The sequence below is a fragment of the Pseudoalteromonas aliena SW19 genome (assembly GCF_014905615.1).
GTDB lineage: Bacteria > Pseudomonadota > Gammaproteobacteria > Enterobacterales > Alteromonadaceae > Pseudoalteromonas > Pseudoalteromonas aliena.
In genome coordinates this window covers 538928-560670 of record NZ_AQGU01000025.1, presented here as the reverse complement: position 1 = coordinate 560670, position 21743 = coordinate 538928, and the positions used below count along the sequence as shown (strand labels likewise).

The following is a 21743-nucleotide window of genomic DNA, read 5'->3' as shown; positions in this document are numbered from 1 at the left end:
CCACCACCAACGATGTGTATGAGTAAGACCGTTATTCATGTTTTTCTGCCTCAAAATTTATTAAATATTTTTAACGTAAACGTTTCGTAAAATTTAGTTATAAAAAAACCCGCATAGTTGCGGGTTTTGAATTTTTGCTAGACACGACAATTCATCACCCGAAAATTACGAGTGCCACCACCAAATAGTGTTTAAGTTTGAATTGATCATTATTGTTAATTCTTAATGTGTCTTAAAGTGGCTACAGTAAAACGTATCTTATGCTTTTGTGTCAAGTGTTTATTTAAAACAATTTAGTCAAAAAAGTTGTTATACTTACATAAACACCAGTAACCCTTAATTTTAAGCAGTTTTCTTTTGATAAAATACGATTTACATAGTCATACCACACATTCAGACGGGCGTTTAACGGTTGAAGAATTATTGCATCGCGCTGTTGATAAAAATATTGATGTGTTTGCTATTACCGATCACGACACTGTGGCGGCTATTAAGCCTGCGCAGCAATTTATTGAAGCAGAAAACTTACCGCTTTCATTAATAACGGGTACCGAAGTGTCTACCAAATGGGAAAGCTTCGAAATTCATATTGTAGGTTTAAATATTGATATTAATAATATTGACCTTACCTCTTTATTATCGGCTCAGCAGCAAAAGCGAGAAGAGCGTGCACTAGAGATTGGTGTTCGCCTTGCAAAAAATGGCTTTGATGGCATATACGAGCAAGCTAAAGAGCTGGCAAAAGACGCGCAAATTACACGAGCACATTTTGCACGCGCCCTTATTGAGCGCGGCGTTGCCAAAAATTTTCCGGGTGTATTTAAAAAGTACTTAGGGCGTGGAAAAACAGGCTACGTGCCAAGTTGCTGGTGCACTATGCAAACCGCTATAGAGGCAATACATGCCGCTGGTGGTGTTGCGGTACTTGCGCACCCAAGTAGCTATCAAATGTCAAACAAGTGGCTACGCAAATTATTAGTAGAATTTAAAAGTGCAGGGGGGGACGCAATGGAAGTTGCGCAACCTCAACAAGCGCCAAGCGAGCGTCAATTTTTAGGTGAACTTAGCCGAGAGTACGGATTGCTTTGCTCACAAGGATCTGATTTTCATTTTCCGACAAGCTATCTAGAGCTTGGTAAAAATTTATACCTACCAAAAGATTGCCAAGGTGTTTGGCAAGTTTGGGAAGGACAAGAAGGGGCATTAACATGAGTCAATTATTTCATATTCATCCTGATAACCCGCAACCAAGACTGATTAGTCAAGCCGTTGATATTATTAAACAAGGCGGCGTTGTTGTTTACCCAACAGATTCGGGCTACGCCATCGGTTGTAACATTGGTAATAAGCAAGCCAAAGAGCGCATAGAGCGCATTCGTGATATAGATAAAAACGATAACTTTACGCTTGTTTGTCGAGATTTATCGGAGCTATCTACTTACGCACGTGTAGATAATCAGTTATTCAGACTTATTAAAAATAATACGCCAGGGCCTTATACCTTTATTTTTAAAGGCACAAAAGAAGTCCCTAAACGTTTATTAAACGACAAGAAAAAAACCATTGGCATGCGTGTCATTGAACACCCAATTGCGTGTGCGTTGCTTGCCGAGCTTGGCGAGCCGCTAATGTCGTGTTCACTAATTTTACCAGGGCAGCAGTTTACTGAATCCGATCCTGATGAAATTCTAGAGCGATTAGATAAACACGTTGATTTAATTATTCACGGTGGTTACTTAGCAGAGCAAGCGACTACAGTAATAGATTTATCAGAAGATGAAGTTAAAATATTACGTGTTGGTTGTGGTGATACAAGCCCATTTGAGTTGTAAGTAGTGAGCGAAAGTACTGCCGATACAAAAAATAGTGAAAAGCCAGTACAGCAAAAGCTGCCACTGGCTTTTTTGCATGGTAAAGCAGTTGTAGATAAACCTGAAGATTTATACATTCCACCCGATGCGCTCGAAATTATATTAGAAACCTTTGAAGGTCCACTCGATTTACTGCTTTATTTAATTAAAAAGCATAAGCTTGATGTGCTCGAACTTTCTATATTTAGTATTACAGAGCAGTATGTAAGTTACGTTGAAATGATGACCGAGTTTCAACTCGAACTTGCCGGTGAATATTTAGTTATGGCTGCGTTACTTGCACAAATTAAATCACGCTTATTACTCCCTGTACACGAAGAGCTTGAAGAAGAGGAAGATCCTCGCGCTGAGCTTATTAAACGCCTGCAAGAATATGAGCTGTTTAAAAAAGCTGCCGAAAATCTCGATGATATTCCTCGTGTTGGGCGTGACATTTTTATAGCACATGCCGCGATGCCAACCAGTGAAGACACAAGCCAAAATCTCCCCGATATTGAACTTAAAGACTTAATGCTGGCGCTGAGTGATGTAATGGCGCGTGCAAAAACCTTTGAACATCATCAAATTACTGCCGAAGTACTTTCAACCCGAGAGCGGATGAGTCAAATACTACAGCAACTATCGCAAGCAAACTCAGCGGTGGTATTTAATGCGCTTTTTACGCCAAATGAAGGGCGAAGTGGTGTGGTGGTTAGTTTTATAGCCATGCTTGAGCTCATTAAAGAAGGGCTTGTTACCTGTTTGCAAGTAAGCCCTGAGAGCTTGATTTATATAAGCTTAAGCGAGCAATCCACCCTATAAACTTATCAGTTTAATCCTCTCATACCAACCGGCATGAATATTTGAGCAATTTAACGAATTATATTGCACTATTACGTTGTTAAAAATTTTTATTTAGAACAACTAGATACAAAAATTTCTGCCTCGTCCTAGCGTAATTTTCTTAATGTTAAATAGACCCCATATACAAGCAGATTGATATTATTTGCAAAACTGACTTTAAATAATAAAGTTCTGTGCGTATACGCACGTAAAGTGTTTGTAAATGTTATTTTCATTTATGGCTATGCACTATATTGTATCGCCATAGCATTATAGGAAGTTACACATGTTTAAAAATACACCTTCATCTTACGGACTTGTCGCCATTATTTTACATTGGCTCATGGCGCTGACTATTTTTGGCCTGTTTGGCTTAGGTTTATATATGGTCGAACTTACTTATTACGACAGTTGGTATAAAGGTTCGCTCGACCTACATAAAAGTATTGGTATTACACTTGTGGCCGTATTTTTATTTAGAATTGTATGGCGTGCTTTATCTACACAGCCTAAACCATTAGGTGAAAGTAAAGGCATCAACCAATTAGCGCATACGGCGCATATTGCCATGTATATTATAGTGGCTGTTATTGTTACTGCTGGGTACTTAATATCGACCGCAGACGGGCGACCAATTGAAGTTTTTACCTTGTTTAATATTCCGGCGTTTGATTTTGCTTTTGACAGCCAAGCCGATATTGCAGGAAAAGTACATTATTACAGTGCATGTGTTTTAATCGGTTTTGTAGTATTGCATGCACTTGGGGCGTTAAAACATCACTTTATCGACAAAGATAAAACCTTACTAAGAATGATCAAACCATAAAGGATGATTAAAATGAAAAAATTACTATTAAGCACGGCAGTCTCTGCGGCAATGATACTTTCGGCAACAGCCGCCAATGCAGCTGATTATGTTGTTGATACAAAGGGTGCTCACGCGTTTGTAAACTTTAAAATTAAACATTTAGGCTACAGCTGGTTGCATGGTCGCTTTAATACATTTGATGGTAAATTTAATTACGATGCTAAAAATCCTAATGCGTCGCAAATTATGGTTAACATTGATACTACAAGCCTAGATTCGAATCATGCTGAGCGTGATAAGCATTTACGCGGTAAAGACTTTTTAAATGTTGATAAGTACCCAACAGCAACCTTTAAAAGCACAAGTATTAAATTTGAAAGTGATTCTGGCGAAGTGACGGGTGACTTTACGTTACATGGGGTCACTAAAACGATTACTTTCGAAATCGAAAAAATTGGTGAAGGTAACGATCCATGGGGTGGTTATCGTGTAGGTTTTGAAGGTGAAACGAGTTTAAAGCTTGCCGATTACGGTATTGATTACAACTTAGGGCCAGCATCTACGTATGTAGATATAGGTTTATTTATAGAAGGGATTCGTCAGTAATATCGTTATTAAATAAAAAACGCCACTTGTGTGGCGTTTTTTGCTTAGCAGAAACTCAAATTAAGCGGCTTTAACTCCGCTTATTTTGTGCCATTTATACGTGATTGCAATAGCGGCCTTAAATGCTCAGGTAACCAACGCATAAGCACGTCATTATAAGCTTGCGTTTTTTTAATTACTTTAAGTCGCTCATTAAGGATCGTTATATCCTTCGCACCTTGTTCATTCTTAGTGCAGCCAATAAAACCATAACTTAAAGCTGGTGATTCTATGAGTGCACGCTGCGTTAAATTTTTATCAAAATGCATCGACTTAGCTAGATAGTAATGCTCACTTGGGTAACCCAATAAAATATCGATTCGTTTTAAATTCAGCATGTAAGTGAGGCTTGCTAGGCTGTCGCGAGTAGGTCTTATTACTAAATCTATATCAGGGGTTGTATTTATAATGGTATCAATTTCTTTACCGTATGAGCGACTCATTGAAACACCCAGCGTCAGCTTTTTATCACGTATTAAGTTTAACAACGACACCTCAGTGGCATTAGGCAGTTCAAGTGCATCAGCCAGTTTATTATGCATGGCAATTGAAGGTGATAAGCCTGTTGTTGAGCTTTCATCAGTGAAGTAAATATGCTCTTTTCTGTAATCATTTTTATAAAGCGATAATGCACAGACGTTTTGGGAGATATTTGATAGCTCTTGAATTACTTTACCTGAAGGTATGATGACCCGGTTAAAAGTAATAGTGGGTAATTGCTTTTCAAGAAGGGAGATTATGCTTTCGTCACGGCCTTGGTGTTGGTACTGGCCGTTTAAAATATAATAAGGTGCAAAGTCGTGCGTTAACCAATTAATGGTTTTAGCATTAGCTACGGGGCTTAAATAACTAAATAATATAAAGGTTAAAAATATACGAGGCATTAACGCGGCAACCAATAGTTATTATCCTAAGACCATTGTAACCACTAAAGTGTTAAAAAGTAAAATGCCAGCAACGAGGCTGGCAAAATATTTTTAGTAATTGCGGATAAAAGACAATTAATGTTTTTGTTTAACTGGCTTTTAGCCACTTAACAAATTGGCGCGCATCACTCGCTTTTTGAAATAATGCATTTTTTAAACCTTGTGTATCACTGAAGATCACACGATGTTTGTTTACTGAAATTGATTGCACTGGATGTGCAATTTGGATCATAGACCCATTATATTTATAAGACATAATAAAACTCACTTTATTCTTGTTATTTATTCTGCGCTATATTTTTATAGCAAAATGCAGTTAATAAATAAACGATGTTGTGTTTAGCTTCATTACAGTGTTGACGATCTTTATGACACTTTTGCGATGATAGTAAAATTCATCTCGGTATTATTTAAGGGGTTCTCGCCGTACAATAACTTAGCTTTCAAATATACGTTTTGCGGGGCTTACTGGATCAGGGTAAATGGTTAACCGCGGTGGTTTATTTAAACCAGAGAGGGAAGGTAACTTAAATATATGTTTAGCACAAGTAATTTATGCGGTATTATTTATAATAAATCTTATCAACTGCTTACAAAGCCAATTTTCAGTTAATAAAGGATAAGCATGAATTACCTGATTGTGAGTGATATTTTTGGTTTAAGCACTGCTTTAGTGCAGTTATCAAACGAAATTAGTGCGAATGTATCGATTGTGGACCCTTATAATAGTAAAGTTCAACTCATTGAAAGTGAACAAAATAATTATAATAACTTTATTGAGCAATGTGGGCATGATAAATATACAGCCATACTTCATAAACGCTTTAATGAGCTCAAAGTTCCTACAACCTGTATTGCATTTAGCGCTGGAGCAAGTGCTGCATGGCGGGCGCAGTTATTAACAGGCAATACACACCTTAAAAAGCTAATTGGATTTTATCCATCGCAAATCCGTAATTATTTCGCGTTAAGTGCAAACGTGCCGTGTGAGTTTATTTTCCCTAAACGCGAAGTACATTTTAATGTTGATGAAATCATTTTAAGGTTAAGCGATAAAGCTAGCGTAGAGTGTAACAAAGTAGACTATTTACATGGTTTTATGAATCGGCTCTCGCCCAATTTTGATGAACAAGGATACAGCGATTTTTGTAGTTACTTAAAAAGTAGTCCTACAACTGATTAAGCTGTGATTTTGTAATTGTGGGAAAGTCAGTACGGCTATTGTATTTTACGTATAGGTTTGAAAATACACTACTTTTAGATAGTTTATCGAGATTTTTTATAAGCGTTTTAGCATCAGAACGTGAGGCTCTACAACATACTTGATACGCTTTGATTACATGTGAAACTGTTTTTCCTTGCTTTTGCAGTGCTAAATCAGCTTCTACAAAAAAAGCAGCGCCTGTCCAGTAAACACGTTGCTGGGCACGCTGCCTCCACATATCGGCAGAAAGCTTATCAAGCGGTTGATTTTTAGTTTTGGTTTGCAAGCGTGCGCGGTCAAATCCTGCATTTAATCGCTGTACAAACTGTGGCTGGGTAATTATACCATTATCACGCATTATCACGTTTTGCATATAACTGGCAAAACCTTCACTTAGCCAAAACCCTGAATAAGGCAATAGTGGTAAATATAAGTGTGCAAGCTCATGAAACAGCGTCCAATCTTTAGTAAATGCCTTTAAACTGGCGTAGCGATCTATATGTAGCTCAAGCCCATCAGGATTATTACGTTTAACAGTGGCCCAAGGCACTGGCTCAAAAGCAAAGTATTGCGGTTTTAAATAAATAGGCAAAATACTTTGTTGTAAAGGCCCTAAGGTATTTTTTGTTTTTTCAACACTTTGATTAACCCAAGTCGATACCGTTTTTTGGCCGTTATTTGAGAGCGAGCTGAGGTTATGTATTACCACTTCAATGGACAACGTGTTAAAAGCGATTGTTGATAACAGTAATACTAAAAAGAGTTTCATTAACGTGCTCCGCTTAATTTAATGGCTAATACGATAAGGCTAACTAAACAAGACCAACCCATGACGTAAATAGTCACAGTTAATTTATTATTTTTTAAAGTGATAGTAACTATAAAAGTACATATACAGACACACCTTAGTTAACATGCTTTAATTGTGTTTATAAAAATTTGTAGGTGTTAGCAATGCAGTACCAACATATAAATGTGCCAGAGCAAGGTCAAAATATAATAATAGACGGCCATGGGCAATGGCATATCCCGCCTGAACCTATTATTGCTTATATAGATGGTGATGGGGTGGGCTTAGATGTTATGCCTGTAATGCGCCATGTCGTGGATAGCGCCATTACTCACTGCTATAAAAAGGATAGGAAAATTCATTGGATGCAGGTTTACAATGGTGAACAAGCAGCTAAATTATATGATGGTGATTGGTTCCCACAAGAAACAATTAATGCAGTACGTGCTTGTAAAATCGCTATAAAAGGGCCATTAACAACCCCGCTGGGTGGTGGCTTTCGTTCACTCAATGTAGCGCTCCGGCAAGAAATGGATTTGTTTGTAAATATGCGGGCAATTAAAGGCTTTAGCGCGCTCCCATCCCCTCTAAAAAATCCTTTTTTAACTAATATAACTGTACTGCGAGATAGCAGCGAAGATGTGTATTCAGGCATTGAATGGCAAGCAGGCAGTGTTGAAAGTGAAAAGATGCTCGATTTTTTATGTGAAGAAATGGGGGTAACGCGCTTACGATTTACACAAGAATGCGGCATTGGTATTAAAAACATATCAAAAGAAGGCTCTGAACGTTTAATTCGTTATGCTATAAACTATGCTCTTAACAATAACAGCGACTCATTGACCATTGTGCACAAGGGGAATGTACTTAAATTTACTGATGGTGCATTTAAACGTTGGGGGTTTGCGCTGGCTAAAAAAGAGTTTAAAGCGACAAATCATCAAAATGGTCGTTGGTTACAAATAGAGCGAGCAGGGTACGCGCCTCTAGTTATTAAAGAAGTAATAGCAGATAACATGCTGCAGCAATGTTTAATGCACCCAGAGCAGTTTGATGTAATAGCAACGACCAATCAAAACGGCGACTTTTTAGCAGATATGCTAAGCGCCCAAGTTGGCGGTGTTGGCATAATGCCGGCAGCTAATTTAAATAATGAAGTGGCTTTTTTTGAACCCACTCATGGTACGTTCGAGCGAATTGCTGGGCAAAATAAAGCGAACCCGAGCAGTAGTATTTTAAGTGCAGTATTAATGCTTAAGTTTATGGGCTGGAAAGAGGCCGCATTACTAATAGAAAATGCGTTAGAGCAAACATTTAAAAGCGGTGAAGTAACCTTTGATTTAATAAAAGAGCACACCGATAACTCAAGTCTTCATAACTCGACAACCTTAATGTGTACAGAGTTTGCGCAAAAGGTTATCGAGCATTTTTAAACACAACCATTATTAAGCTGCTGATGCATTAGCAAGTTGTAAACTGTGCATGCAAGGGCGGTTAGTTAATTGTGCAGCGCGGTGGTATAAGGCATGTGCACTTGGCTCATCACAATGTGTACCGCTAAGTGTATCCATTAATGCAACAACAATAATGGCAGGTACTTGGCAGCAGTATTCATCAAGAACGGCTTCTGTTGTTTGTGCATCTACATGACAGTGCGGATGATTTTGTTGCTGATATGCATTTAACAGTGTACTGACTTCAAGTGTGTCATTTGCTTGATGCTTATTTTTACGGCACGTACACCCAAACTCATCTACAAGTGTTGCTAATGCTTGATAAACCTCAGTAGTTTTTAAAGTTGCTGTTGTGCACAGCAGCTCTTCAATGAACTGATGTAAGTTAGCATCAATGAATAATCCGTCTTGTCGTGTGAAAGTTGCTGTCGTTGGCATAATAATTACTCTTAGTTTGTTGGCTTAACTTCACTCTAGCGCTAAGTGTATTATTAATGAAATTGTTGTTTTCAATAACTGATATTGATTTGATCAATATTAAGCTAAAGTGGTCTTAACTTTCCGTAATTGCTGCTCAGTGGCGTATAAAAATAAGGCTAAACATTGAATAAAAATAAAGGCTTACTTTTAATTACCACAAAGGTCAACACGCGCTAATAGACATCGCAATTTTTTCAATACCATGTGAAGGAGTCCATCTTTTATATTCCACGAAACCATGTTTTTTATATAAATTGATTGCTGGTGTATTAGCAACTGCCGTCTCGACTATTGCCCGTGAAACCGGTGTTATTGCTAACACACTTTCTAATAATTTATGTGCGATACCTTTTCTAAAATAATCAGGATCAACGGTTAAACTACAAATATCTAAACAGTCATTTTTTATATCTACTTCAATAACGGCAGCTAAACATTCGTTCTCGTGATAGCTATAAAAGAGCGTTTCTGAATTTTTTATATCGTTGACGGTACGTGATAATGGAGGGAAATCAAGCACATCAATAAGTTGAGCTTCAATAGTATAAGCGCGTTGAAATATTGTAAAAATCGCTTTTGCAATACGGTCATCGGTATTATCGAGTTTATTTATCATTAACGGAGACCTTTTAAGTGCTGTTGAACTATGGAGATTAAACGTGCAGCATTGAGTGATTATGCACCAAGTAATCTTAAGTGCTTGATTTTTTTATAGCGTAATGACATCGAGATACAGTGCGCTAGTTCTTTATAAGGTACAGCTTGGTTAATTTTAAATACAATGGCACGATTACCCTCGTATATAAAAGTGTCGCCGTAGATCTCTTTAAACGTATCTACGAGTGATGTTTTACAGTTGAAATAAATAAAATACTGCTCAGGGTATTTATTTTTCCAATCAATCCTAATGGTACTGCCAATTTTAGAAATGTAACTAGGCTCCCCCCATTTTAATGTTTCTGTTATATCAGAAATTCCGTCATGCCTGGCAACTTCAAAAATAAGATCACGTAGCGCATTAAGTAAAATACTCACGTTAACGGGGTAAGTACTAAATTTTTTCTGTACGATTATGTCCATTTAATCATCCAATTTAAATACAATGAGGTTTAGAAATTACTTATTTCATTAAAACAATAAACATAGTGAAGTATTTATTTTGATTCAATTATTCATCGCACGTCAAGATATCGCTTCAACCGCTTATATCTTTGATAAAATGACCATTTACGATTTTTAAGTTATGTTGTAAGTGCTAATTTACATAACATGATTATTGAAATTTACAATTCGAAATCATACTCTTCACCATAGAGGCGTATTGTTGCTTCTTTCTCTTGAGCAATAGTTTCTAATCGTAACTTTATCAATTGATTCATTGCTATACTTAAAGCTTGAAATGAATCAACGCCACAAGCTCGATCATTGATAATTTTACTACCAATAATGATTTTGATTGGACACCTCCAATCGTAACCGCTAACAGTTTCAACGTCGTTAACAGGTGTTCCAATTTCAACTGTCACCTTTTCTGTGCCTGTGCAATTGAATAGTTCGAATTCTCTCGACGCAATAAGAGTAGAAAATATATTAGATATAGGTGCGAGTTCATTCATTTTTATGTTCTTCAATGTTTAGTGAGTTTGAAAATAGCAATTAGCCTAAAAGTAATGCTAATTAATTCTTTATAGCTATATGTTATTTATTTGAGATTTAGCACATACGTAGGCCCAAGCTTTATTTCCTGAAGAGTAACTTCCCGCTATTCGTACGTATTCTTCTACTTCGTATTCGTCAGCTTGCTTTAATTCTAATGGTGTAAGCTCAAAAACGGTGCCTTCTACTATATCTGTATCTTTCCCCGTATAGTTAAGAATAGAATGAATATCTGTACCACTAACTTGTATTACTGCTGGATCAGAGATTTTAATTTCGCCAAGCGTATAACCAATCAACGAATCTTTTACTCCGTTTAACACATGACCAAAAGTTTCTTTTTGAACAGATTCCATTTGCAATGTACCGTATGAAAATAACTTTTCCAATTTAACACCTTTATTATTTATTGGTTCTAAGTTAATGCAGCGCTTAAATAGTGTTCACTCTCCATAAATAGGCGATAACGCAGCATAAATGGTAAACATGGGCTGCCCTTTGGATTCTTTTTAGGTATAACTAAACTTTGCTCGGTTTTTACTTATTCGTACTCGGATGTAAGCCATTAGAGTAACGCAGGAGCAGTTACCGAGACTACTAGGTTACAAACCACGCGTAGGGATTCAAGCGCTCCTAGATTGGGAAAATTTCAATTCACAAAAATCCAAACGTCCATACTTCAATGGGGTGACAAAGATTAAAGAGCGCTTATATAGTCGGTCATTTTTACTTTAGTCAGCTGATGCATAGATTGTCACCGTTATGGCTCCACCAATTTCAGCTAACTTTGAGATCGAGCTTTGACTCAACGATGATTGAAATGCTCTTGGCAAAGAGCCTGCTTCAAACCCAAAGTCGAATATCCGTTTTATACACCCATCCCAAATAGCTCTCAGGTTAGGTGGTAGAGACATAATCAATTGGTGATATTTATCAACGATATCGTTTTCTGTATCTTCAGACGTTTCGAAAGAACCACGCCAAGTGCCTTCAATCTCTTCGAGTCGAAATATCATAACTTCTTCGCCCCAAAAATGGACAATTGGACGAATATCCTCCTTTGATTCAATATCTAGATCTATATTTAAGAAATGAATTTCGCTCATTACTAGTGCCTGTTTATCTTTCGAGGTTAAATTTGCAGCAGACTGTTTGGTATTTAGGTAAGGCAGAGCCTATGTAGTTTGGTTATTCCCCATAAATAGGCGATAACGCAGCATAAATGCCAAACATGCGCTGCCCATAGGGTTCTTTCTAGGGACGATTAACTCTTTGTTGCCTACATGAATGTAGATAAGGGGCGTGAGCAGGACGCGGAAGCTTTGCTCTATTTTTACTTAGCCCACTAGGTTACAAACCTCGCGCCGCGATTAAATCGTCCCTCGATTGAACAAATTTCAATCCTGAAAGGTCAACAGGCCCTAGGCTTTATGTTGGGTAATACTGTTACTATTTTATAATTTTTACGGAATAACGCAAAGGGTTTATTATTCTAAATATTGCTTATAACATGCGAATTAGTTTATTTTTATCATCTATCTGCAATTGTTTTAGCAAACGTTAATAACTCACGCCTTAGCCATTGATGCGCTGGTGCGTGGTGCAGCAGTGGGCTCCATATCATTTTCACCTCAATAGGCACTATTTGAAAAGGAACTTGGCTTATTACTAGGTTTGTATGTGTAGTGAGTAATTTAGCTTGGCGGCGTGGAAGGGTAGCAATAAGCTGCTCTGATTGGCAAAGGAGGCCTGCAATCATGTAGTGGCGTGTAAAAACGCGTATTTTACGGGTTTGCTCGAGTTGCCAAAGAGCTTCGTCTACCCAACCGAGTTTTTGTTTTCCCGATTTATTAGTAACAGCGGCTTCAGGCCCCCAACCTGCACGGTTTACCCAAATATGTTCTTTCTCTAAGTAATCGTCTAAACCTGACTGTTGTAAAAAGGTATTTTTAGGGTGGGATAAGCAACAGTAATTATCGCGCCATACGCTGGCTTGATGAAACGAGCGAGGCAGCCCATTAAAGCGATTTATGGCTAAATCGATAGTGCCTTTTTCCATATCTTGCAGATTTACGTCACTTGGGCTTAATACATCAAAATTGATACCTAGGTTTTTACTAAGTTGCGCGGTTATAAAAGGGGCTATTAAGGTCGACTCTATATAGTCGTTTGCCATTATTCTAAACGTAATGTTAGCGGTTGCAGGGTTAAATTGCTCGCTAGGTTGAGTAATAGCCTCAGCCATTTTTAATAGGGCCTCTACTTCAGGTTTTAACGCAATTGCTTTTGTCGTTGGTGTCATTGAACCTGCAGCACGCACCAGTAGTGGATCGTCAAATAAATCGCGTAAACGCTTTAATGCGTTACTCATAGCAGGTTGCGTAAGCGCGAGCTTGTTAGCCGCTTTCGAAACACTTTTTTCATCAATGAGTACATTTAAGTATACTAACAAGTTGAGGTCGACGTTTCTTATATTCATATGATCAATTTAAGTTATATGCTTTATTAATTATCTAAATTAAAGCCTGCTTGCTAAGGTGTAAACAATTAATAAAAAATAACCGCCATAACTGGCATCAATATAAGTACTGTATTTATGCAAAATAGGTTAACAAATCAATCTAATAATGCGCTACAACACGTTATAGCCAGTAAGCTTGCTCGGTCTGTTTTTGCTGGGTTTGAAGCGATGTTTTCGCAATTTTTAAATATTACACTGGGTGCACAAAGCCGTTTTGAACAACAAAAATATCACGATGCACAAAGCGCTATGCGTGAGCGTTTACAGGTATACGAGCTCGAAGTGAAAAACGTAAGTGAAGCGGTGCGGGTTATTGCTTACGCTGAACTTACTTGTTCGCAAACGTGGCAGTTAGCTAAAAATATTTACGGTGATATGGTGCAAAATCATGAAAACAAACCCATTGCACATACCTTTTTTAATTCTACTTTTGGTGCAATTTGGGACGATAAAAAAATTCGTACCGTACATTTATTTGTATTGAAAGCAAAGTATCGCAGCGAGCCACGTTCCTTTGAGAGCTTAGTGAGTAGAGTATCACTACAAAAAGGGTTCAATAGCGCCGTTAAAACGCTTATTACTAATCAAGTATTTAGAGTGCCGTTTAATCATTTAGAGCGTGATGTAGCCACATTACACAGTACGTTAATGCAAGGCGCGCAGCAGCAATGCAAACAGGTGTACGAACTTATAAACTTAAATGATGGCTATATTGAATACGCTAATTCATTATTTTTCAGAAATAAAGCCTGTTATTTAATTGGGCGTTGCATAGCTAAAAATGGCGATAATATGCCTTTTGCCATCGCTATTTTGAATACCGATAACGGATTAAAAATAGATGCTGTAATGATGGGCGCCGATCAATTAAGTTTATTATTTGGCTTTGCACGCGCCTATTTTATGGTTGATACCGACCAGCCCGCCCGCTACGTAGATTACTTAAGTGTATTAATGCCGCACAAACAACGTTTTGAGTTATTTAACGCTATCGGTTTTATTAAACACGCTAAAACGGAATTTTATCGTTATAAAGTTGATACGACTAAAAACAGCCCAGTAAACCTTAAATACACAATAGCACCTGGTACGCCAGGTATGGTGATGCTGGTTTTTACAATTGCAGGCTCAGACTATGTTTACAAAGTCATTAAAGATAGATTTAGCGCACCAAAAACAGCTACCAAGGCGCAAGTAAAAGAAAAATATAACTTTGTAAAGCAAGCTGACCGCGTTGGGCGCTTGGTAGACACGCACGAATTTAGGTATTTAGCGTTTGATTTAAGCCGTTTTAGCGATGGGCTACTTTCACAAATGAGAAGCCAAATTGGTACCAGCATGATTATATCGGGCAAGGCACTTATTTTAAAACACGTGTATGTTGAACGTAAAATGACCCCGCTTAATTTATACGTTAATCACTGTGATAACAAAGCTCTAGAGCAGGTAATGATTGATTACGGTAAAGCAATTAAAGAGTTAGCCGGCGCTAATATATTCCCAGGCGATATGTTAATGAAAAATTTTGGTGTAACACGTTGGGGCCGGATTGTATTTTATGATTTTGACGAGATTTGCCCACTGACTGAGTGTAACTTTAGAGAAGTACCGCAAACACAAAATAGCCTTGAAGAGCTAAGCACTAGTTCGTATTTTGATATAGACGAAAACGATATTTTCCCGAGTCAGTTCAAGGTGTTTTTTAGTGCAAACGACAGCGCATTTAAGTACTTTAATAGCCATCATAATAATCTGTTTTCAGCTGGGTTTTGGCAAAGCTGTCAGCAACAAATACACCAAGGCTATTTACCTGATGTTTATCCTTATAAACAAAGCTGGCGCTTTTGAGGTTGTTTGGATCTGTGTTCATCCCCATCTATAAGCTATTACAGTTTTTACATGTGGAGCAACAATGAAATATATTTCTCATGAAGATAGCAATCTTGCATTTGCACAAACCAACAAGCCGGTTTTAAAAAGCCACGAAGTGCTAGTTAAAGTGGCAGCGATTGGTGTTAACCGTGCAGACTGTATGCAGCGACAAGGTAAATACCCAGCACCAGCAGGAGACAGTCTAATTTTAGGACTTGAGTGTGCCGGTACAATTATCGAGCTTGGCAAAGAGGTAGAAAAAACTTGGCTAAATAAGCGTATATTTACGTTATGTGCTGGTGGTGCTTACAGTGAATATGTAGCCGTTGATGCAAAGCAACTGATGGAATTGCCAGATGATGTAACAATGGCTGAGGGCGCTGCAATAAGTGAAGTATATTTGACCGCATTTGGCGCGTTATTTGAGCTTGGTAAATTGCAAAAAGGGCAAACAGCGCTTATTCATGCAGGTGCGAGTGGTGTGGGCGGTGCAGCAATTCAAATGGCTAAAAGCGCTGGAGCTACCGTGGTCATTACCGCTGGTACGGATGATAAATGCCAACACGCAAAAGAGCTCGGTGCCGATCATGCAATTAACTACAAAACCACTGACTTTGTAGAATATATGCAAGCAAATAATCTCACAGCAAATGCAATTGTAGATCCTGTTTCGGGGAGTTACTTAAATAAAAACGCCACTATTGCAGCGATGGATTGTCAAATTGTAATGTTGGCATTTTTAGATGGACGCTTTGCAGAAGTCGATTTTGCAACGCTTTTACAAAAGCGTATTTCGTTCCATGCCTCAACACTTCGTAATCGTAGCATTGAGTTTAAACGTAATTTACGTGATGATTTTGTAGCGCGTTTTTACAGCGAGCTAGCCGATAAAAAATATGACTTTAACGTATATAAAACTCTACCTTGGGGCGATGCAAACGAAGCTCATGCTATTTTAGAGCGTAACGAAAATGCGGGTAAAGTGGTTTTACTTGTAGAGTAACTCTTTAATTTTAGGGTTTAGCCCATATACTAAGTCCTATAAAAAACACTTAAGGTTTAATAATGAATCCAATACTAGCAATACTTAAAGAGCACAATGTAAGCGACGAAAAAGTAAAAGCATTGTTTGAAGCGTTTACTCAAAACCCAATGATGGCAATGGCACTTGTTCAAGAGCTTGGTATTCCACCAGAAAAGCTACAGCAACTAATGGCAGTCGTAATGACACAGCCACACTTAATTAAAGAAGCAACCGACGAACTAGGTTTAGATTTTGAAAAGGTAAAAGAAACAAAAGAAAAACTAAATCAGTAACGAGTAAACGTTTAGCCAAGGTCGATAGTAAGTAAATTCGCCTTGGTTTTTTCCTATCTATTTGCTTTTCTCTAAATTAAACATATTTTGTTACACTCCTCATTGAACGACTGCTACTTAACAAAGTCATATAATATCAACCAACAGCAAGGACAAAGCATGAAGTCACTTTTTAAGTTTTGGAAAAATAACCGTTCTCTCATCGTATTCATTGCATTAATGAGTGTTTTTAGAAGTGCGGTTGCAGATTGGTACGAAGTACCTACAGGATCGATGCAACCAACGATTCAAGAAGGTGATCGGATCCTTACCGACAAAATGGCCTACGATTTACGTATTCCGTTTACGCACATATCATTATTAAAATTAAACGATCCGAAAACAGGTGATATTATTGTATTTGATTCACAAGCTGCAGATAACCGCTTAATTAAGCGTGTTATTGGCGTTCCAGGAGACAGCGTAGCACTTGAAAATAATGAACTTATTATTAATGGCAAAAAGCTTACTTATGCATATCAGCAAAGTAATACAGACTCGTTTGATAAAATTGAAGATTTAAATGGTCATAAACATTCTATACGTGTTGCTCATAGTCCTTCGCGTTTATCGGGCTTTGCAGAAGTAATTATCCCTGACGGTTACTACCTTGCAATGGGTGATAATCGAGATAATAGTGCAGACTCACGCGTAATTGGTCTAATACCTCGCCAAGAGCTCCTAGGTAAAGCTAATCGAGTGATTGTATCGCTTGATTATGATGACTACTATTTACCAAGAAAAGATCGTATTTTAAAAGTATTAAATTAACGCCTAATTTTTGAGTTAACTAAAAACTATTTAACGTGAACTCTGGTTAAGAGGTTTACTCGGGCTAAGAATTGTCAGTGAGAACAAGGCAATTTTATGTGTCAATAGCGTGCTAAATGTAAGTAAATTCAACGCAGTTAGTATTGAAAATAGCTGCTGAGATAGATTTATTATCCAGAGTTCAGGTCATATATTATGAATAAACATATTAAGTTATCAGCTTTAGCGTCAGTTATTGCATTAATTGTAGCGAGTGCCGGTTTATTATGGGCACCTGAGCAACATACATTATTAACTTTTGAGGTTACTTCACTCGCTCTTTTGTTATTTAACAGTATCAGTATCACTCGTTGTGTGTATAAAAATAATGAGAGTAAGCGTGTGAAAAGGGTTGCGTTGCTTTGTACGGGATCATTATTGTTATGTATATGCGGTGACGTCGTTAATTTTAATTTACTAGAGCAATATTATATTCATGGCAATGTGATTAAACATGATTATTTAGTTGACTCGATTTTATTTTTTGCACCTGGTTATACACTATTGCTACTAGCTTGTTTTTTTGTGATTAAGTCAAAAGCGTGCAATAACACCCGTATTTTAGGTCTTTATTTTTTAACAGCCTTATGTGTATCTTTGACCTCTTTTTACTCTATGTATATCCCAGAAGCTGCGAGCTACACATTAATATTAACGTGGGCTTATAGCTTTATAATAACGGCTGTGGGTCTAGCTAGTGTTTTGTTAGTTAAGTCATATGGGGCTTTAAAAGCGCCGCTGAGTGTGTGGATATTGAGTTTAGGTTTAATTTTTGCCGCATTAGCAGATGCCTTAATAGGTCTTTTTTGGATTTATGGTAATGGCGGAGAAGGATTTTATCCGCAGATAAGATATATTAATTGGGTGTTTTATATAATCTCTCAATCAATTGTTATTCACCTTCCTAAAGTCATGGTAATTAATGCACAAAATAAGCGCAGTTAAGTGCGTTAACAGCTCTAGGGCCTGTTTATCTTTCGAGGTTAAATTTGCAGCAGACTGTTTGGTATTTAGGCAAGGCAGAGCCTATGTAGTGTGGTTACTCCCCATAAATAGGCGATAACTCAGCATAAATGCCAAACATGCGCTGCCCTTGGGTTCTGCTTAGGGGTAAATTTACTCTTTGTTGCTCGGTTTTTTACTTAGCCCACTAGGTTACAAACCTCACGCCGCGATTAAATCGCCCCTAGATTGAACAAATTTCAATCCTGAAAGGTCAACAGGCCCTAGTAATTCCTTTAAATTCGAATAAAAAAGGGATAGAAAAGGTGTTTATCTGAACAGTTAATTTAAGCTAATCACTTTATTGCTATGTTTAATATAAAGTTCAATTGGTCCGGTAATGAGGATGATTGAAGTGTATTCAATCACCACTGATAGAAAAAGCTTCAAGTAATTCTTGTAGTTTTGCGTGTTCTTGGGCGTCAAATTCTATACCTACGTGTAAATTACTGTCTTTCATTTGGTTATTTCTAATGTAGGAGCTAATAACAACAGGTTTACTATCTATTGGCGAAATGATGTGCATAAAAACCTGTCGCCTCTTTAGTGCTAAAAAGCCAGAACTAACGTGAATCGTAAATCGACACCCAGTCGGCGAAATATCAATAATTAAGCCATGTAATAACCCTTTGCTGTCAGGCTCATATTCTTCATGTAGGCTTATTTTTGCCGGAATGTGTGTTTTTAATCGACTAGTTTCTCTTAATTGTCTACTTTCTATCTTTTTTGGATAGTCGAGAAAAATCAACCTTTCTGGGCGAAAGGAAATTGCAAGAATCGTAGTAGAAAATGCAATGCATTCTCCTCGTTCATCTTCAACAACATACCTAACAATGGCGCCGTTGCCTTCTTTTAAAACATCAGTGTAGCTATGTTTTCCAGCTTGCGATGGGTATTTTAATACTAAATATTTTCCAATATCATAGCCTATAAGCGGGAGTTTAAAGCGCATTTGGATAGGATTATTTAACTGAATATCAATTAACTTACCTGGTAAAAGATCTAGAAAAAATTTATTATTTTTATCGGGTAAATTTTCTTTTTCTACCACGTTGTTTTTTTCTTCTGCCATAGAGAATACCTATACATAACTAGCAAACAAGTATGTTTTAATAGCAATAATAAAACACTAGCCTGAAAGGATGGTATTTTTATTGTGATTTAAACTTTAGGGTTGATTATAATTGTCGGGTTTAGGTAACTGATTTAGATCGGATGGTTTTTATAGATTGAGGATTATCAAATTCATGATTATGCGAACTTTGATATGTGCGGTGATGAAACTCAATAAGCCGCTGAAGTTACAACGGCTTATTAAACTATAATTACATTACACGCATACCAGGCTCTGAACCGTCGTCTGGATTAAGAATGTAAATTTCTTTTCCGCCAGGACCTGCTGCTAATACCATGCCTTCAGACATACCAAAGCGCATTTTACGAGGCTTAAGGTTAGCAACCATAACGGTTAGTTTGCCTTCGATATCTTCTGGTGCGTAAGCTGATTTAATACCTGCAAACACTTGGCGAGTTTCGCCGCCTAAATCAAGTGTTAGCTTAAGTAGTTTATCTGCGCCTTCTACGTGCTCTGCTTTAGCAATTTTAGCTACGCGTAAATCTACTTTTGCAAAGTCATCAAATTCTATTTCGTCGCTAATCGGCTCTTTTGCAAGTGGGCTGTTAGGGTCAATAGTTACTTTTGGCGCTAAGCTTTCTTTAGATTCTTCAACCATTTTATTTACTTTATCCATTTCAACACGTTGCATTAACGGTTTAAATTTATTGATAGGGTGGCTTACTAGCGCATTTTGAACGCTGTTCCATGCAAGGTCGTCACTTAAAAACGCTTGTACGTTATCAGCCATTTCTGGTAACACGGGTTTTAAGTAAGTAATTAAAACGCGGAACAAGTTGAGACCAAGAGAACACACTTCGTGTGCTTCTTGTTGCTTAGTGTCGTCTTTAATTAATACCCAAGGTGCTGCACCATCAATAAATTGGTTTGCTTTGTCGGCAAGCGCCATTATTTCGCGAATTGCGCGGCTGTAATCGCGGTTCTCGTAGTGTGATGTAATGCTAGGTGCAGCAGCTTGAAATTCTGCTAACAGCGCTGGCAGCATAATAGTGCTGCTTAATTTGCCATCAAACTTTTTCGTAATAAAGCCAGCACAACGGCTCGCTATGTTGACTACTTTACCTACTAGGTCTGAATTTACACGTTGTGCAAAGTCTTCTAGATTTAAATCAAGATCAACAATACCGCTGCTTAATTTTGCGGCGTAGTAGTAACGTAAGTACTCTGGGTTTAAGTTATCTAAATAAGTACGCGCTTTAATAAACGTACCCTTCGATTTAGACATTTTTTCGCCATTTACAGTGACAAAACCATGAGCGAATACGTTAGTTGGCTTTCTAAAATTAGCGCCTTCTAGCATTGCTGGCCAAAATAAGCTGTGGAAGTAAATAATGTCTTTACCAATAAAGTGATAAAGCTCAGCGTCTGAACCTTCAGCCCAAAACTCATCAAAGTTGATGCCTTTTTTGTCACATAGGTTTTTAAAGCTTGCCATGTAACCAATAGGGGCATCTAACCAAACGTAGAAGTATTTGCCTGGTGCATTTGGAATTTCAAAACCAAAGTAAGGTGCATCGCGGCTAATATCCCACTGTTGTAGGCCATCGGTAAACCATTCGTCTAGCTTGTTAGCCATTTCTTGTTGAATAGTGCCCGAGTGTAACCACTCCTTTAGCATGCCTTCAAACGCTGGCAGGTCAAAAAAGTAATGCTCAGAATCTTTAAGTACAGGCTCAGCACCCGACATAACAGAGCGTGGATTGATGAGTTCTGTTGGGCTGTATGTGGCACCACATGAATCACAGCTGTCGCCGTTTTGGTTTTCAGACTTACACGTTGGGCAAGTACCTGTTACAAAGCGGTCTGGTAAGAAAATACCTTTTTCAGGATCGAATAATTGCGAAATAGTGTGCTTTTTAATATGACCAGCATCGTTTAGGCGGTTATAAATAAGTTCGCTTAATTCTTTGTTTTCTTGGCTGTGTGTGCTGTGGTAGTTATCAAATTTGATATTAAAATCAGCAAAGTCGCGTTGGCGTTCTATGCTTACTTGTTTTACCATTTCTTCAGGCGTGATCCCTTGCTTTTGGGCATTAAGCATAATTGGCGTGCCGTGGGCATCGTCTGCGCAAACATAATAAGCTTCGTGGCCCTGTAGTTTTTGAAAACGTGACCAAATATCAGTTTGAATATATTCCAATAAATGACCTAAGTGAGTAGGGCCATTTGCATAAGGTAATGCGCTGGTAATCAGGATCTTTCGCTGCGTCATAATCATTCCGAATTGAGGATAAAACGCCGTTTTTATTATACAAACGGCAATTATCATTAATTTATCCACAAGCTATCTGCTTAGAGTGTGCACAGCTTATGGATTTTTATTAATTGACTGGTGTTAATGCCCTGAATGTTACATAATTCCGAGGCACTTTTCATCAAAGAAACGCTATT

At 37.7% G+C, this 21743-nt stretch carries 24 protein-coding genes; 12 read left to right on the top strand and 12 right to left on the bottom strand.

What is annotated here, in order from left to right:
- The first annotated feature begins 357 nt into the window (after positions 1-357).
- From rnm to PALI_RS08045, 5 genes are all read left to right on the top strand, one after another.
- Positions 358-1212 carry an RNase RNM gene (rnm, locus tag PALI_RS08065; protein ID WP_193155518.1) on the top strand — a complete coding sequence of 285 codons (855 nt, stop codon included), beginning with the start codon at positions 358-360 and terminating at the stop codon, positions 1210-1212.
- On the top strand, positions 1209-1832 hold the full coding sequence (locus PALI_RS08060; protein WP_077538098.1) for an L-threonylcarbamoyladenylate synthase: 624 nt from the start codon (positions 1209-1211) through the stop codon (positions 1830-1832). Before rnm ends, PALI_RS08060 begins: the two co-directional genes overlap by 4 nt.
- Positions 1833-1835: 3 nt before the next feature.
- Positions 1836-2672: a segregation and condensation protein A gene (locus PALI_RS08055; protein ID WP_193155517.1), complete on the top strand. Its 837-nt coding sequence runs from the start codon at positions 1836-1838 to the stop codon at positions 2670-2672.
- Between the two features lie 307 nt (positions 2673-2979).
- The gene (locus PALI_RS08050) at positions 2980-3519 is read left to right on the top strand and encodes a cytochrome b (protein ID WP_193155516.1); all 540 of its coding nucleotides are present in this window, start codon (positions 2980-2982) and stop codon (positions 3517-3519) included.
- Positions 3520-3531: 12 nt separating this feature from the next.
- Positions 3532-4107, top strand: a complete 576-nt coding sequence (locus PALI_RS08045) for a YceI family protein (protein WP_193155515.1) — start codon at positions 3532-3534, stop codon at positions 4105-4107.
- Between the two features lie 80 nt (positions 4108-4187).
- Here PALI_RS08045 and PALI_RS08040 read toward each other — a convergent pair whose 3' ends face one another.
- Both PALI_RS08040 and PALI_RS08035 read right to left on the bottom strand, forming a co-directional pair.
- Positions 4188-5030: a transporter substrate-binding domain-containing protein gene (locus tag PALI_RS08040; protein ID WP_193155514.1), complete on the bottom strand. Its 843-nt coding sequence runs from the start codon at positions 5028-5030 to the stop codon at positions 4188-4190.
- Positions 5031-5160: 130 nt separating this feature from the next.
- A complete protein-coding gene (locus PALI_RS08035) occupies positions 5161-5328 on the bottom strand; it encodes a hypothetical protein (RefSeq protein WP_007375427.1) in 168 nt (55 codons plus the stop codon).
- Between the two features lie 369 nt (positions 5329-5697).
- Here PALI_RS08035 and PALI_RS08030 point away from each other — a divergent pair, with 369 nt between their 5' ends.
- Positions 5698-6255 (top strand): hypothetical protein, encoded by a 558-nt coding sequence (locus PALI_RS08030; RefSeq protein ID WP_193155513.1) that lies wholly within the window; start codon positions 5698-5700, stop codon positions 6253-6255.
- Here PALI_RS08030 and PALI_RS08025 read toward each other — a convergent pair.
- Complete coding sequence (locus PALI_RS08025; protein WP_193155512.1) at positions 6242-7045, bottom strand: M61 family metallopeptidase; 804 nt, start codon at positions 7043-7045, stop codon at positions 6242-6244. The two genes, PALI_RS08030 and PALI_RS08025, sit on opposite strands and share 14 nt — an antisense overlap.
- Before the next feature lie 185 nt (positions 7046-7230).
- Here PALI_RS08025 and icd point away from each other — a divergent pair, with 185 nt between their 5' ends.
- Positions 7231-8499: an NADP-dependent isocitrate dehydrogenase gene (icd, locus tag PALI_RS08020; protein WP_193155511.1), complete on the top strand. Its 1269-nt coding sequence runs from the start codon at positions 7231-7233 to the stop codon at positions 8497-8499.
- Positions 8500-8511: 12 nt separating this feature from the next.
- Here icd and PALI_RS08015 read toward each other — a convergent pair whose 3' ends face one another.
- The 7 genes from PALI_RS08015 to PALI_RS07985 all read right to left on the bottom strand — a co-directional run bounded on the left by PALI_RS08015 (position 8512) and on the right by PALI_RS07985 (position 13135).
- Entirely contained in the window at positions 8512-8958 is a 447-nt protein-coding gene (locus tag PALI_RS08015; RefSeq protein ID WP_182701981.1) for a hypothetical protein, read from the bottom strand.
- A gap of 205 nt (positions 8959-9163) precedes the next feature.
- On the bottom strand, positions 9164-9616 hold the full coding sequence (locus PALI_RS08010; protein ID WP_193155510.1) for a GNAT family N-acetyltransferase: 453 nt from the start codon (positions 9614-9616) through the stop codon (positions 9164-9166).
- Positions 9617-9675: 59 nt separating this feature from the next.
- On the bottom strand, positions 9676-10080 hold the full coding sequence (locus PALI_RS08005) for a DUF1801 domain-containing protein (protein WP_182701979.1): 405 nt from the start codon (positions 10078-10080) through the stop codon (positions 9676-9678).
- A 203-nt stretch (positions 10081-10283) separates the two neighbouring features.
- Positions 10284-10616, bottom strand: a complete 333-nt coding sequence (locus PALI_RS08000) for a DUF6968 family protein (RefSeq protein ID WP_193155509.1) — start codon at positions 10614-10616, stop codon at positions 10284-10286.
- A 75-nt stretch (positions 10617-10691) separates the two neighbouring features.
- A complete protein-coding gene (locus tag PALI_RS07995; RefSeq protein WP_193155508.1) occupies positions 10692-11045 on the bottom strand; it encodes a gamma-glutamylcyclotransferase family protein in 354 nt (117 codons plus the stop codon).
- A gap of 342 nt (positions 11046-11387) precedes the next feature.
- Positions 11388-11762, bottom strand: a complete 375-nt coding sequence (locus tag PALI_RS07990) for a hypothetical protein (protein ID WP_193155507.1) — start codon at positions 11760-11762, stop codon at positions 11388-11390.
- Positions 11763-12187: 425 nt separating this feature from the next.
- A complete protein-coding gene (locus PALI_RS07985) occupies positions 12188-13135 on the bottom strand; it encodes a LysR family transcriptional regulator (protein WP_193155506.1) in 948 nt (315 codons plus the stop codon).
- Between the two features lie 117 nt (positions 13136-13252).
- Between PALI_RS07985 and aceK the strand changes: the two genes are divergently transcribed.
- From aceK to PALI_RS07960, 5 genes are all read left to right on the top strand, one after another.
- The gene (aceK, locus tag PALI_RS07980) at positions 13253-15025 is read left to right on the top strand and encodes a bifunctional isocitrate dehydrogenase kinase/phosphatase (RefSeq protein WP_193155505.1); all 1773 of its coding nucleotides are present in this window, start codon (positions 13253-13255) and stop codon (positions 15023-15025) included.
- A gap of 64 nt (positions 15026-15089) precedes the next feature.
- On the top strand, positions 15090-16052 hold the full coding sequence (locus tag PALI_RS07975) for a zinc-binding dehydrogenase (RefSeq protein WP_138585080.1): 963 nt from the start codon (positions 15090-15092) through the stop codon (positions 16050-16052).
- A gap of 62 nt (positions 16053-16114) precedes the next feature.
- Entirely contained in the window at positions 16115-16366 is a 252-nt protein-coding gene (locus tag PALI_RS07970; protein ID WP_188160870.1) for a DUF2999 family protein, read from the top strand.
- Positions 16367-16525: 159 nt separating this feature from the next.
- Positions 16526-17176: a signal peptidase I gene (gene lepB, locus PALI_RS07965; RefSeq protein ID WP_193155504.1), complete on the top strand. Its 651-nt coding sequence runs from the start codon at positions 16526-16528 to the stop codon at positions 17174-17176.
- A 195-nt stretch (positions 17177-17371) separates the two neighbouring features.
- The gene (locus PALI_RS07960) at positions 17372-18160 is read left to right on the top strand and encodes a hypothetical protein (RefSeq protein ID WP_193155503.1); all 789 of its coding nucleotides are present in this window, start codon (positions 17372-17374) and stop codon (positions 18158-18160) included.
- A gap of 418 nt (positions 18161-18578) precedes the next feature.
- Here the strand turns inward: PALI_RS07960 and PALI_RS07955 are convergent, their stop codons facing one another.
- The gene (locus tag PALI_RS07955; protein WP_138585078.1) at positions 18579-19289 is read right to left on the bottom strand and encodes a flagellar brake domain-containing protein; all 711 of its coding nucleotides are present in this window, start codon (positions 19287-19289) and stop codon (positions 18579-18581) included.
- 253 nt (positions 19290-19542) lie between these two features.
- Positions 19543-21564, bottom strand: a complete 2022-nt coding sequence (gene metG, locus PALI_RS07950; protein WP_193155502.1) for a methionine--tRNA ligase — start codon at positions 21562-21564, stop codon at positions 19543-19545.
- Positions 21565-21743: the final 179 nt, after the last annotated feature.

Excerpts from the sequence above, each read along its gene's own strand:
- PALI_RS08005 (WP_182701979.1), bottom strand. The coding sequence starts at position 10,080 with ATGGACATAATCGTACAGAAAAAATTTAGTACTTACCCCGTTAACGTG.
- PALI_RS08050 (WP_193155516.1), top strand. The coding sequence starts at position 2,980 with ATGTTTAAAAATACACCTTCATCTTACGGACTTGTCGCCATTATTTTA.
- PALI_RS08000 (WP_193155509.1), bottom strand. The coding sequence starts at position 10,616 with ATGAATGAACTCGCACCTATATCTAATATATTTTCTACTCTTATTGCG.
- metG (WP_193155502.1), bottom strand. The coding sequence starts at position 21,564 with ATGACGCAGCGAAAGATCCTGATTACCAGCGCATTACCTTATGCAAAT.
- PALI_RS08045 (WP_193155515.1), top strand. The coding sequence starts at position 3,532 with ATGAAAAAATTACTATTAAGCACGGCAGTCTCTGCGGCAATGATACTT.
- lepB (WP_193155504.1), top strand. The coding sequence starts at position 16,526 with ATGAAGTCACTTTTTAAGTTTTGGAAAAATAACCGTTCTCTCATCGTA.
- icd (WP_193155511.1), top strand. The coding sequence starts at position 7,231 with ATGCAGTACCAACATATAAATGTGCCAGAGCAAGGTCAAAATATAATA.
- PALI_RS08010 (WP_193155510.1), bottom strand. The coding sequence starts at position 9,616 with ATGATAAATAAACTCGATAATACCGATGACCGTATTGCAAAAGCGATT.
- PALI_RS07990 (WP_193155507.1), bottom strand. The coding sequence starts at position 11,762 with ATGAGCGAAATTCATTTCTTAAATATAGATCTAGATATTGAATCAAAG.
- PALI_RS07960 (WP_193155503.1), top strand. The coding sequence starts at position 17,372 with ATGAATAAACATATTAAGTTATCAGCTTTAGCGTCAGTTATTGCATTA.
- PALI_RS07955 (WP_138585078.1), bottom strand. The coding sequence starts at position 19,289 with ATGGCAGAAGAAAAAAACAACGTGGTAGAAAAAGAAAATTTACCCGAT.
- PALI_RS08025 (WP_193155512.1), bottom strand. The coding sequence starts at position 7,045 with ATGAAACTCTTTTTAGTATTACTGTTATCAACAATCGCTTTTAACACG.
- PALI_RS07975 (WP_138585080.1), top strand. The coding sequence starts at position 15,090 with ATGAAATATATTTCTCATGAAGATAGCAATCTTGCATTTGCACAAACC.
- PALI_RS07985 (WP_193155506.1), bottom strand. The coding sequence starts at position 13,135 with ATGAATATAAGAAACGTCGACCTCAACTTGTTAGTATACTTAAATGTA.
- aceK (WP_193155505.1), top strand. The coding sequence starts at position 13,253 with ATGCAAAATAGGTTAACAAATCAATCTAATAATGCGCTACAACACGTT.
- PALI_RS08035 (WP_007375427.1), bottom strand. The coding sequence starts at position 5,328 with ATGTCTTATAAATATAATGGGTCTATGATCCAAATTGCACATCCAGTG.
- PALI_RS08040 (WP_193155514.1), bottom strand. The coding sequence starts at position 5,030 with ATGCCTCGTATATTTTTAACCTTTATATTATTTAGTTATTTAAGCCCC.
- PALI_RS08060 (WP_077538098.1), top strand. The coding sequence starts at position 1,209 with ATGAGTCAATTATTTCATATTCATCCTGATAACCCGCAACCAAGACTG.
- PALI_RS08015 (WP_182701981.1), bottom strand. The coding sequence starts at position 8,958 with ATGCCAACGACAGCAACTTTCACACGACAAGACGGATTATTCATTGAT.
- PALI_RS08030 (WP_193155513.1), top strand. The coding sequence starts at position 5,698 with ATGAATTACCTGATTGTGAGTGATATTTTTGGTTTAAGCACTGCTTTA.
- PALI_RS07970 (WP_188160870.1), top strand. The coding sequence starts at position 16,115 with ATGAATCCAATACTAGCAATACTTAAAGAGCACAATGTAAGCGACGAA.